Origin of the sequence: Paraburkholderia phenazinium, assembly GCF_900142845.1 — a bacterium.
Classification (GTDB): Bacteria; Pseudomonadota; Gammaproteobacteria; order Burkholderiales; family Burkholderiaceae; genus Paraburkholderia; species Paraburkholderia phenazinium_A.
Genome location: NZ_FSRU01000001.1, coordinates 1116888 through 1128538 on the forward strand (window position 1 = coordinate 1116888; position 11651 = coordinate 1128538).

An 11651-nucleotide genomic window follows, 5' to 3' on the forward strand; every position below is an offset into this window, starting at 1 on the left:
ATAAATCCCCTAGGCAGGTTTCTCCGGTACTGGGCGCATTGGTGGCGCGCCTGCGCGCGAGACCGCGCTTCGGGTGCATTCCCCACGCCGGTTGATGTATGCGTTTTGGTTCACGCGCCGAGAGCGAAGGGGGACAAAATGGTAGCAAACGATGGTACGCGGGCGGTCGATCCCTCGCAATACGTCGCTCAACATCTGCAGCATTTCACCGCGTCCGGGCCGACCGCTTTTGCTACCGGAGATTACGCGCGAACCTTCATGTGGAGTGCCAACGGGCTCGTTGTGGCGAGCGTACTGCTTGTCGTCGTCACGGGCCTCACGTTGCTTACGGACCGATGGCCTCTGTTCAGGCTCAACCCGGTCATGGGCTTCGGCAAGCGCCTGTACCTATGGTGGTCCTGCGCCTGGCGTCAATGGCTTGCGAGCACGCTGTTTGTCGTCATCGGCTTTTTCGCGTTCCACTCTCTGGTTGCGACGGCAACTCTGCCGCTCATGGCATTCGCGACGCATCTGATGACGTCTGGCGCAACGAGGACGGCGTTCGCATGGCCGTTTACGCTCATGGAGGTGCCGGTCGTTCTGGCCATCCTGATCTACCTTCTGCTGAGCCTGCCGCTCGCGGGATACATGGTACGAAGTGGACTCGTTGCGCACGCCATTTCCGGCACTGAACCATTCGGCCTCTGGCGAGCAACGTTGCTAGGCGTGACCACCTATGTGTGGTCCGTCCCAGGCAGTCTGCTGATCGCCGAACTGGCCATCTGGTTTCCCCATCATGTCGCCGAGATACTTCGCGGGCTAGGCCTCGTGGCGTGGGGCATGTACATCGTGTTGCCGCGCCAACTGCGCAGGATGACGCGCTCTATCCAACCCGGCTAGCAGGGCCGGCCAGGAGCGGGGCGCCGTTCCACCGCCGCAAGTCGTTGAGAGACTAGCGATAGTTCACGAGGTTGATGATGTCGTTGAGGAACCACGGCAGAATCAATTGAGTATTGGGATCGCTGACACCGACGGTGAGCCTCGGTGGCCTTGACGCGGAATCGCCGGATGTTGCGCCGTCGGGCGAATGCAGGATGTAGCTATCCGTTTCGGCTGAACCCGGCTGGTTGGTCTGGCTAGTCGCGGGCGACGATGTCGAGGCGCAGCCGGCGGTGAGCACGACGAGGGTCGCCGCGAGGTAAAACAACTTCATGATGGTCAACTCCAGCACGTCACTTTGACAATATGACCGGTGACGAATGCGTCCACGGTACGTGGCTAGATTCTGCGGAACATTGGAGGCGCAGTCCGCCCCTGCAGCGAGCTTCGAAATTACCACAAGCGCCGGTTCGAAACGCTGTCGGATGGTCGCTTATCGCGTGTTTTTGCTTTCGAATTCCAACAGCGTGACGCGCTTCCGGTTCTGCGTGGTCTGCGTGACTCCAGAAACTCGATCAAGACGGACGGTTTCAAGCGGCATGGTCAGTGTTGGGTCCGATCGTTAAGAAGAGGTTTTTCGTAGTTGACCCGCGGGCAGTAGCGGCACGCGCCACTACCCGCGGGTCAGTTGCAGAAGTATCTTGCACCGTCTCGTCAGGTCTCGCAGAACTCAGTGAGCCACGAGCCCGCTAGCCGATGCATTTCAAGGCCCGCGCGCCAGGTGGAACAAGCGCGTCGCACAATCGTGCAACCACGCGAGAACGATCACCGGCCGCGTGAAGCGCCTGCCCTGGATTGCTCGGCCATGATGTGAGTCAGTCGGCACATCTTCCGCGGCATGTTGAGTTCCCGTCGATTCCCGCACCCAGTATTCGAATGGATGGAAAATCCGTGTCCGCGCCACCGGCATGGTTTGTCCGGTCGCATATCGATCGTGGATGTCCTCGTCGATTTTCGATTCGGTGGGATGCCGAGTCGGGTAGATCGTTTGGACGGGCTGGCCGTGCAGGGCGCGGGTCGATGCTTTCTTGTTCATAGTTATCTCCGTTAGTAAGACCGGAAACGGAGACGCTAAAAACAAAACAGGCCTCATCCGTTTCCGGAGAGGCCTGTTGATTAACACTTCCTGAATCTAACGCGAACGGGCCCCCCGCAGTGCATCCTGATGGATGTACGTGCCGCCTTGCTCCGCGAATGAGGGGAAGTGGTTCGTCAACATAGCGTGAAGTGTCTATGTGAACGCGTCGTCTGTCAATCGACGCCATGTTGTTCCTGCACGACATTTCATCAGATTGCGATAGATGCCGAGGGACAATTGCCCCGCATCGCACACACCGGTTTCTCAACTAAAGGGCGGCCAATCGATACGTCACAAAGTGCTCATCTTTTGACACGATAGAGAAGCCGAGCTTCTGATAGAAGCGCATCGCCCCTTGATTGCACAAGAAACATGACAGCGTCAGTGGCCGGCCGGATTCGGACGCACGTGCCATCAACGTTTGCATCACCTGTCGACCGATCCCTCGACCGCGATAGTCTGGTTGCAGCAGCAAGAGCGACAAGTGAACTTCCTCGATCTCATCCTTGAGCGCGACATACCCCACCGTTACCGATCCGAAGGTTATCGAAATGAATTCCGGATCTCGATAGGAGGTGTTGAATCGCTCTTGCTGGAAGCTCTCGTCCCAACCGAATGTCTGCTCGATATGTTCGTGCAGCGACAGTTTGTAAAGCGCAAATAGCGCTTGTCTATCCACAACGCCTTCGGACATCGGACGCAATCGAATTGCGCTCGCGTCAGAGGTATCCGGTCGTAGTGTGATACTCATCGTGCCGCCCGGCTGACTGATGCGCTCATCCTCCGGCTCGCTTCGCCCGGTGGCCGTATTTTTTGAGCGTTTCGATGACCTGCTCGCAGTGGTCGCCCTGTACTTCAATCATGCCATCCTTGACCGTGCCACCAGAACCGCAGGCCGTGCGTAGTTGCTTGCCTAGCAAGGTCAAGGCTGGAGGATCGAGCGCCAGTCCCTTGACGATCGTCACGCTCTTTCCACCTCGGCCTTTAGTCTCGCGAGTCACTCGCGCCACGCCATCGCCTACCGGTAGTTTCGCGCCAACCGCTTTGCAGACACATGCCGCGATCGCTTGCCTGCATTCGGGACACATCTGCCCGCCGTCGGTGGAATAAACTAGGCCGCCTTTTGAACTGCTCTTCATGATTGGCTTACTCAAAGAAACTAAGGTCGGGGATGCAGACGAGTTTAGCAGGTACGCCTTGGCAGCCGCTTCTGGCGGCGCGCCGGCTCTCTCGATCGACATGAGCCCTTCTGGCAACCTACAGGCTACAAAGGAGTTCCGGAAGGAACGACAGGCTGTCGATCGTATGCAGAGGGATCGGGAAACGCCCCGATGCAGATTGCACGTGTGCCCATGGGCCGCGGCGGAGAAAAACCGGAGTCATTCCGGCACGCCGCGCCGGTTCGATATCGTTGTCGAGTCGATCGCCGACATATGCAATCTCGGCTGGGTCTAATCCATGGGTAGAGGCGATGATGCGCTCAAAAAATGCCGGCGCCGGTTTCTGCACGCCCCATGACGCGGAGGACGCGACAAGGTCAGCCGGAGCGCCGAGAGCATGCAGTGCCCGTTCGATTTCAAGCGGCTGGTTTCCCGCGATCCCAACAAGGACTCCCTCATTCCGCAAGCGGCTCAAACATGGGATGGCGTCGGGATAGAAGTCGTCTGCTGCGAGCGAAAAGGCGTCACCGGACAACTCGCGTTGGCGCTTCAATTCCGCAAAGTCGGCATCCGGCCGAAAGATCTTAAACACAGTTCGGTGATGTTGGCCGCGTTCGATGGTCGCGCCCAGCGCGGCAAAAAACGAGAGCCGCGATACGCCCAAATAGTCGGCCCAGCCGCCCCAATCGCGACTCTCGTCGATCAAGGTCTCGCCGACATCGAAGAACACCGCTCTTATTCTCATGACTGACGGAGGAGAATGGATGTCAAAACCCGATTGTCGTCCACAATCTTGCTGCTTCGCTAATATAATTTTCGCCGGACCACCGTGTGGAGACCCCATGCATATCCCAACCAGATGGCGTAAGAAATTCGCAGGGGCGCGGGTCGAACGACAAGTGATTGGAGAATCGGGCGCGGAAGTATTGCGCATCCGCTGCCGCAGTGGAGAGTATTTGTTCCTGAAGTCCGAGCCTACCGGCTTGCCCAGTGAGCTTCCTGGGGAGGTTGAACGCCTTCGCTGGATGAAACGGCTAGACCTGCCGGCACCTACCGTGCTTGATGACGCGGTGGAAGACAACCGCCACTGGCTGCTCATGACGGCGGTCCCCGGGTTCGATCTGGCCAGTGCTAAAGACCTGTCTCCATCCCAGGTCGTCGGCATTCTGGCGATGGCATTACGTAGCCTGCACCAGGTACCGATTGCGGAATGTCCCTTCAATCATCGCATCGAAGAGCGTATAGCCGCCGCCAGCAATCGTGTCGACGCTGGGCTCGTTGATGAGGCAGACTTCGACACTGAGCGGCGAGGGCGAACCGCCACGGATGCGCTCGCTGAGTTGCTGTCGACGCGCCCGGAGACGTATGACCTTGTCGTGACCCACGGGGACGCATGTCTGCCGAATTTCATGGCTGAAGGAAGTGGCTTCACCGGCTTCATCGACTGCGGTCGTCTCGGCGTCAGCGACCGCTATCAAGACCTTGCTCTGACCGCGCGAAGCATTGCGCGCAATCTCGGCCAGGCGTGGGTGGAGCCTTTCTTTCGCGACTATGGTGTAGAGCCGGATCACCGGCGCATGGCGTTCTACTGCTTGCTGGACGAGTTCTTCTGATTGCCGCCATCAGGCATGAGCGAAGCGACTAATTCCGCCCAACGTCGTTCGACACATGCCGGAGAATCCGCGTTGCGCACTGACCCGATGAAGCAAGCGGATCCCAAACGTACGCCACGCTCCCATTACGTACCTCAATGATTATCGGGCGGTTTCGCGGGACTCGGCCTCGATATGTCGTTGGCAGTTGCAACTGCTGACACACAGTCCGCTGCGAGTCGCTCAACAATGGAAACGGCAGCGCCAGTATCTCGACGACCAGTTTCTGTACAAGTGGCGATTGAGTCGTAATGCCAAACAGCCGGATGTCTCGCGATTCGAACTGCTCATACAACCTCGCAAAGCCAATGAGCGCCTCGAGTCCCGCGATGGCGGACTCGTCTCCCTCCCAGGGGCACGCCATCGACTCGTCCTGCGGAAGGACGAAGGGCGCGAAAATCAGGAGCGCATGGGGTAATTCCGTGAGTTCACAGATACTCCCCGCCGTGGACGTCAAGTGCATGGCAGGCAGACGCAGGCCCGCCAGATGTGGGATGTTCACGTTCTGATCCTGTTTGATCTGTGCGGAGTCATCGAAATCCGTGCGCCTGAAGCAGAGCAAACATGTACATGAACATTAGACCTCCGAAGAATCCAATCACCATCCCAACGAGCAACATCGTCGTCTTCCTGTTCAGAGCCCGGTTGCCGACCGTGACGCGCATCGCCTTAGAGAAAAACTACCCACGACCACTGTCCACTCGTACGGGAACCAATCCCGGAAATTATGAGGGAGGAACATTGCCGGAACATTAACGCTCGCCAGGGGCGCCGCAAGCCCGCTCAAGAATGTTGCAGGGCGACAACCGATCCGTTCCGATGATGCGGGCAGGCGCGGCGCGCAATGTTTGCACAATGTAGGGTCCATAGAATCCGGGTCGTCGTCGAACTCTTACCCTCAGAAGCCGACTGTCGATGCTTCGCGACGTGTCGTCGCGGACACGCCCATCAACGCGCGGTGAGTGGCTTTACCGTTTCCGGATCCCTCGAATGAAGTCAAATTTTGCTTTCTACCTCGCTTCGGCGGTGGTTGGTTTTACTGTTTCGTCTGTTGCATTTGCCGACGGGTACGACGTCACTGTGGGCGCCGGCATTGACCTCGCTCCGCGATATCTCGGGAGTAACGAGTACTACTTCTTGCCGGTCCCGCTCCTCAATGTGACGACGCCGTCTGGCGTCTATATCGGCACGACAAGCGGTGTCGGATACAAGCTGGATTTGCCGCACAACTTTTATATCGACAGCTCGCTGAACTACGCCGTCGGCCGCAAAGATACGAACGAGACCTTCGAAAGCGGGTCCGACGCGCTGCGCGGCATGGGCGACGTGCCGAATGCGCTGGTCGCGACTGTGACGGCGGGATACCGCTTCGCGAGTGTCGGCTCGGTAAGCGTCGCCGCAGACGTGCCGTTGAGCAATCGCAGCATCGGCGACTCATGGCGCGTTGCTTTCGAGGTGCCGATGCTGGTAACCGCGTCGGATGTGCTGACGACGAAAACCGCGGTGCATCTCGGATCGGCGACTTACAACCAGACGCAGTGGGGCGTGAACGCGTCGCAGAGCGCAGCCTCCGGATTCCGGCAATACAGTCCCGGAGGCGGCATCAATGCAGTCGACCTGGGCCTGACCTGGGTGCACCTGTTGAATCGCAAATGGTCGGTTACAACGTCGGGTCAGGTGACACGCCTCGTCGGCGATGCGGGGGGAAGCCCGATCGTGCAGCGTCGTGTGTCATTGAACGTTGCGACGATCGTCGGCTATAAATTCTAGACGTAGTGGACGTCTGCACATCGCTACGCGTCTGCGGTGGCTCCAATGCGCGGCAGGCTTACGCGAATACCCGTGCCATGCGTCGGCGGTTCGAAATAACTCGCACGACCACCGTGCATCGTGGCGATCTCGCGCACGATACTCAGGCCGAGACCGGCGCCGGCTCCATGGCGCGTGTAGCGCGAGAAGGACTCGAAGATCTGGTCTCGCCATGCAGGCGGTATGCCTGGACCGGTGTCGACGAACTCCATGAGAACGTAGGCGGCATCGGCTTTCACGGTGACGGTGAGCATCGTTGCATTGCCGCCGTGCTTGATTGCGTTCTGCACGAGATTGACGATGACTCGCTTCAGCGACGCGGCGTCGCCTGAGACGTCGAGTTGCTCGGTGTCGCAGACGAACTCGACATCGTGTCCCGCGGTCAGGACAACGGGCGCGAGATCGCCCAAGGTGTCGCGGACCAAGGCGACGAGATTCAGCACTTCCATTCGCAGCGTCGTGCTTTTGAGTGCCTGGAGGTCGAGTAGGGCGTCGCTCAGCTCACTGAGACGCTCTACGTCCTGCTCGAGTTTTGCCTTCAGCGGCCCGCTCTCCAACGCATCGAGACGTGCCCGGATGACGGCGACCGGTGTGCGCAGTTCGTGCGCCGCGTTCGCAATGAAGCGGTCCTGCTGGGTCCGTCCGGCGTCGAGGCGCTCGAGGGCCGCATTGAACGCGCGTACAAGCGGCGCAATCTCGCGTGGCAGGCCTTCCTCCGGTAAGCGCAGGCCGCGACGGTCGATGTCGACATAGCGCGCGAGTTGCACGACGTCCTTCAGTCTGCGCAACGCCAATGCCACGACAACCGGGATAGTTACGATATTGACGAGCAGAAGGGGCAGAAAAAACGGTGCTTCAAGATATTGAAGCACCGCGAGGCCGACACCTTTCCACGCCGGTATCAATGGGCCGCCGCCATACGCGATCTGTACTTCGCCGAGATCGGTACGCATCGTCTTGATTCTGCACGAGAGGTTGTCGTACTGATTGTTGTCTGTGATATCAGCGCTGTAAATACGAGGCAGCGAGGCGACCGCGGATGCACAAGGCGCGGAGACGCGACCGACGCTGACCTGTTCGCCCTCCTGGTCGCGCACGATAAACCACAAGCCTGGCGCCACACGCTCGAGCGAGTCGAGCTGCGCGGAGTGTTGCAGGGCGAGATGGCCGTCGGATGTGCGCGCCGCCGCTGCGACGATGACGTGATCGAGGCGAGTATCCATCACATAGCCGGTGACGTCCCAGTGCAGAAAATCGGTAACTAGCAGCAGTCCCGATGCAATGGCAACCGTTAGCAGGGTCCCGACCAGCGATAAGGAAATGCGCTGAGAGATGGACAGGTTCCGGAGATAGCTCATTCAGTGGTGGAAAGCAGATAGCCAATGCCGCGGACGGGCCGAATCTCGATCCCTGCGTCATGCAGCGCAAGCTTGCTGCGCAGCCGGGAGATATGAGCGTCCAGCGCGTTCGATTGAATGTCCTCGCCCAGGCCATAGACACGCGCGATCAACTGATCGCGCTGGACGGTTTTGCCCGCTCGCTCAACGAGGGCCTGCAGTGCCAGCAGTTCGCGCCGCCGCAAGCCGAGCGGCTCGCCACGAACGGTGGCCGTGAGCGAAACGAGGTCGATTTCGAGCGCGCCCACGCTGACTTTGTGTGTCTGCATGGTCGGCGCACGTCGCGCCAGAGCGCGCAGACGCGCGGTAAGCTCGTCCATCGAAAATGGCTTGGCGAGGTAGTCGTCGGCGCCGGCATCGAGCCCTTCGACGCGCGCCGCAATTTCGCCTGCGGCGGTCAACACGATCACCGGAATGCCCGGCGCTGCCGCGCGCAGATCGGGGATGACGGTGAGTCCGTCGCCATCGGGCAAGAGCCGGTCTAGCAGCACCACCTTGTATTGACACTCGCGGATTGCATAGCGCGCCTCGCTCAGGCTGGACACGCAATCGACAGCGATGTTGCGCTTGCCTAGCGCGCTCTCAATTGCCGAAGCCAGTTCCAGTTCGTCTTCGATCAGCAGGATGCGCATGATTTCATGGTGGTGACGCTTACGGGCAAGCGTTCAGTTCAGTATACCTTGGTCGATCCGGCCGGCGCGCCATGCAAAAGCAAGGTTGCTCCGTGCCTGATTCATCACGGACGGTGTTGTTGAGGCTCGCCATGATGCGCCTCAGGACGGGGCGCAGACGGATGCGGCGCGGGTGCCGGGGGATGAGACTGCGTACGCAGCGGTTGTTGTTGTGATTGCGGCTGCGCGAAGTGTTGCCCATCCTGTCGCAGTCCGGCCGGATGCACCTGTGTCGCGTCTTCGTGAACTGCCTGCAGATGGGGTTCAGCGTTTTCCCGATGCTGCACGGCTTGCGGCTGTGGTGGGTGGTCAGGTGCTTCGGCCTGCCGCTCGCGTCCGAGGTGTTCCGTGTATTGCGACGTGGGGTGTGGCACCTGCTGATGTTCGACCTGCATTGAATCTTCAAGGTGTCCTTGAGATCGTGTTTGAGTCGTCACGGGGTTGCCGTGCATGACTGATGTCCGCGTGTGTTCCATTGCCACCGTGCTCGAATGGTTGGGGCCGAACTGCGGGGACGGATGTGTGCCGGGACGGGCGTCGTTCGGCCTGAAACGCGGGATCGTCATGGGTGTGGACGAACGTGCGCCGAAGCCGGGTTGCTGCGCGTGCATTTGCGCCATCGCAGGCGGCGGCGCGCCGTTGTGCACGAGTGAGCGACTTACCGCGCCATTGTAGTTGTCGCTGATGTGCGTGTTGTTGATCCGGTTGATCACCGTGGTCGACCGGGAGATGTAGGTATTGTTGTTATAGACCACCGCCGGACGCTGCCATCCATCCCGTGCACCGTGGGGCGAGCCACCCCAGTGCATGCCCCATGCGTGCCAACCCCATCCTACGTGCCCGAAGACTGCGCCGATCGCGACGCCGACGCCAAACGTGATCACGCCTGCGGTCACCACGGCGCCTGGCCCATAGACCGGCGGACGATAGAGGTACCCAGGATAGGCCGCGACCGGTGCGCCATAAACGACCGCAGGGTTGTAGACGGGAACATAGACGACGTCCGGCTGTGCCGGCGCGATCACGATGGTCTGGGGCGGCGGCGGGATGATAGCCGGCCCCTCGTACACGGGAGTGGCGGACGGCGCCGGCGTCTGGTCTGCCGGTGCCGAACTCCGTTTTGCGCGTGTGACCCGTATCTCGCCGGTCGTGCACAGGTTGCCGGAGGCCTGCGCACGCTGGCGCATGACCTGAATCGCGTTCAGCACATCAGTCGGATCGTTGTAGTACGCCTGTCCGAGCGTCGTGGTCCATGCGATGTTCGTCGCCATCTGTGACAGCACGGCGGGAAATGCCGTCAGCGCTTTAACCGAGGGATCCCAGGACTGCTGGTCGGCGGACGTGACAAGCGCCTGCCCCTTGAGGTTTGGATTCTGCGCAAGCCACGTGTTTGCCGCGGCGATCTGGTCCGGATAAGTAGAACCTGCCAGCACCAGTGCGACGAGCTTGTCCGGAAAGAGGGCGATCGGCGCAACCATCTGGTAGAGCTGATCTGCGCCAGGCGGTGTGTAGGCGACAGGTGTGGCAGAGGCCGCCTGGGCGATGGACGCCGCGGTCGCCGCACCGGTTGCGGACGCGTCGGCGGGGGCCGGCTGCCCGGGTTCCTCACGGTTCTTCCCGCATGCACTTAGGCCCAACAGCGACAGCAGCAGCGACGAAGCGATGAGCCTTTGAGCGAGCCGGTAGTTTTCATTCATGGTCTTTCTGCGTTGTCGGTATGCATTGTTGCCAGGTGCCCGGCCCATGCCGAACGTGCCGATAGCGTCGAGACGCGCCCGGACAGCACGGCGCGGCAACGATGCTCACGAGCGTTCGAGGTCGGATGCGAGTAAGGCCGCTTATCGCGCGTCGCCGGCGGTACCGGGAACGACAGGTCGCGAAGCGGAGAAAGGTGGGGTCTGAGGGTGGAGGTCCGACGCCGATCCGGATTCTACGGACCGTAGATTGTGCGAACATTGTGTGCCATACCGGATCGTGGGTTCGGTATGGGGGGCGTCACTCATGCGCTCGTGCATGTTTCCAGCACGGAAACGCAGTGGCGTCTTCTAGTTGCCGTTTCACGACGAGCTACCCAGCCAGGCTCGTCGACGCTCGGAGGGATGGCGCCGGATGTTCGCGCGCTCCTGCATTCGGGACGCAGGAGCATCCAGGCTTGCGATCAACTTCCGTGAATATCGATGTCGAAGTACTTCTGCTCGATGCGCTGGTACGTGCCGTCTTTCAGCATCGAATCAATGGCCTGATCGATTTTCTGGCGCAGGGTAACGTCGTCCTTGCGAAAGCCGATACCCGCTCCTTTGCCGAGTGTTGTCGGATCGCTAACATTTTGACCGGCAAAGCCGTAGCCGCTGCCCTGCGGTGTCTTTAGAAAGCCGTTGATGCCTGCAAGCACATCCGTGAACGTCGCATCGAGGCGACCGGAGCGCAGATCCGGATATACCTGTTCCTGATTCGCGTACGACACGACGTTAATGCCCGCTGTCGCCCAGTTCGCCTTCGCGTACGCTTCCTGTGTCGAACCCTGAGCGACGCCAACGGCCTTACCCCGCAACGACTGAACGGTAGGCTGCAAACCGGAGCCATCCTTGGCGATCAGACGGCTCGGCGTGTTAAAGAGCGGCTGGGAGAATGCAACCTGCTCTTCGCGCTTCGGCGTAATCGACATCGCCGACAGGATTGCGTCGAATTTTCTGCCTTGCAGAGCAGGAATGATGCCGTCGAAGCCTGTTTCAACCCATACGCAATGCATCTGCAAGCGTCTACAGATTTCGTTGCCCAGGTCGATCTCAAAGCCGACGAGTTGCCCTGAAGGCGATTTCGACTCAAACGGCGCATAGGTCGGGTCGACGCCGAAGCGTAACTCCGTCATATCCTTTGCCTGCGTGGCCAGCGCGGCGATTGCCAGCACGGCACCCACAATGATGCGTTTCATATGCGTTCCCGTTCGTGTGTTACGCCGCGGACGT

General features: G+C 60.1%; 13 protein-coding genes. 3 read left to right on the forward strand and 10 right to left on the reverse strand.

Annotation, left to right across the window (positions count from 1 at the left end):
* The first annotated feature begins 138 nt into the window (after positions 1-138).
* Positions 139-879: a hypothetical protein gene (locus tag BUS12_RS04825; protein ID WP_074294487.1), complete on the forward strand. Its 741-nt coding sequence runs from the start codon at positions 139-141 to the stop codon at positions 877-879.
* A 52-nt stretch (positions 880-931) separates the two neighbouring features.
* On the opposite strand, the gene BUS12_RS04830 is transcribed toward BUS12_RS04825, so the two are convergent.
* The 5 genes from BUS12_RS04830 to BUS12_RS04850 form a co-directional block, all read right to left on the reverse strand.
* On the reverse strand, positions 932-1192 hold the full coding sequence (locus tag BUS12_RS04830) for a hypothetical protein (protein ID WP_074294488.1): 261 nt from the start codon (positions 1190-1192) through the stop codon (positions 932-934).
* Positions 1193-1621: 429 nt separating this feature from the next.
* Positions 1622-1954 (reverse strand): hypothetical protein, encoded by a 333-nt coding sequence (locus tag BUS12_RS04835; RefSeq protein ID WP_074294489.1) that lies wholly within the window; start codon positions 1952-1954, stop codon positions 1622-1624.
* A gap of 310 nt (positions 1955-2264) precedes the next feature.
* Positions 2265-2690: a GNAT family N-acetyltransferase gene (locus BUS12_RS04840; protein WP_074294490.1), complete on the reverse strand. Its 426-nt coding sequence runs from the start codon at positions 2688-2690 to the stop codon at positions 2265-2267.
* Positions 2691-2772: 82 nt separating this feature from the next.
* On the reverse strand, positions 2773-3135 hold the full coding sequence (locus BUS12_RS04845; RefSeq protein ID WP_074297102.1) for a translation initiation factor Sui1: 363 nt from the start codon (positions 3133-3135) through the stop codon (positions 2773-2775).
* Between the two features lie 118 nt (positions 3136-3253).
* A complete protein-coding gene (locus BUS12_RS04850; RefSeq protein ID WP_171991593.1) occupies positions 3254-3886 on the reverse strand; it encodes an HAD family hydrolase in 633 nt (210 codons plus the stop codon).
* Positions 3887-3998: 112 nt separating this feature from the next.
* Between BUS12_RS04850 and BUS12_RS04855 the strand changes: the two genes are divergently transcribed.
* On the forward strand, positions 3999-4769 hold the full coding sequence (locus BUS12_RS04855; protein ID WP_074294492.1) for an APH(3')-II family aminoglycoside O-phosphotransferase: 771 nt from the start codon (positions 3999-4001) through the stop codon (positions 4767-4769).
* A gap of 28 nt (positions 4770-4797) precedes the next feature.
* Here BUS12_RS04855 and BUS12_RS39760 read toward each other — a convergent pair whose 3' ends face one another.
* Positions 4798-5271, reverse strand: a complete 474-nt coding sequence (locus tag BUS12_RS39760) for a redoxin domain-containing protein (protein WP_074294493.1) — start codon at positions 5269-5271, stop codon at positions 4798-4800.
* A gap of 527 nt (positions 5272-5798) precedes the next feature.
* On the opposite strand from BUS12_RS39760, the gene BUS12_RS04865 reads away from it, so the two are divergent.
* Complete coding sequence (locus BUS12_RS04865; RefSeq protein WP_074294494.1) at positions 5799-6578, forward strand: MipA/OmpV family protein; 780 nt, start codon at positions 5799-5801, stop codon at positions 6576-6578.
* Positions 6579-6601: 23 nt separating this feature from the next.
* Here the strand turns inward: BUS12_RS04865 and BUS12_RS04870 are convergent, their stop codons facing one another.
* The 4 genes from BUS12_RS04870 to BUS12_RS04885 form a co-directional block, all read right to left on the reverse strand.
* A complete protein-coding gene (locus tag BUS12_RS04870; RefSeq protein WP_074294495.1) occupies positions 6602-7975 on the reverse strand; it encodes a sensor histidine kinase in 1374 nt (457 codons plus the stop codon).
* Complete coding sequence (locus BUS12_RS04875) at positions 7972-8646, reverse strand: response regulator transcription factor (protein WP_074294496.1); 675 nt, start codon at positions 8644-8646, stop codon at positions 7972-7974. The genes BUS12_RS04870 and BUS12_RS04875 overlap by 4 nt, the downstream gene beginning before the upstream one ends.
* Before the next feature lie 104 nt (positions 8647-8750).
* Positions 8751-10382 carry a DUF3300 domain-containing protein gene (locus BUS12_RS04880; RefSeq protein WP_074294497.1) on the reverse strand — a complete coding sequence of 544 codons (1632 nt, stop codon included), beginning with the start codon at positions 10380-10382 and terminating at the stop codon, positions 8751-8753.
* A gap of 461 nt (positions 10383-10843) precedes the next feature.
* Positions 10844-11617 (reverse strand): ABC transporter substrate-binding protein, encoded by a 774-nt coding sequence (locus BUS12_RS04885; protein WP_074294498.1) that lies wholly within the window; start codon positions 11615-11617, stop codon positions 10844-10846.
* Positions 11618-11651: the final 34 nt, after the last annotated feature.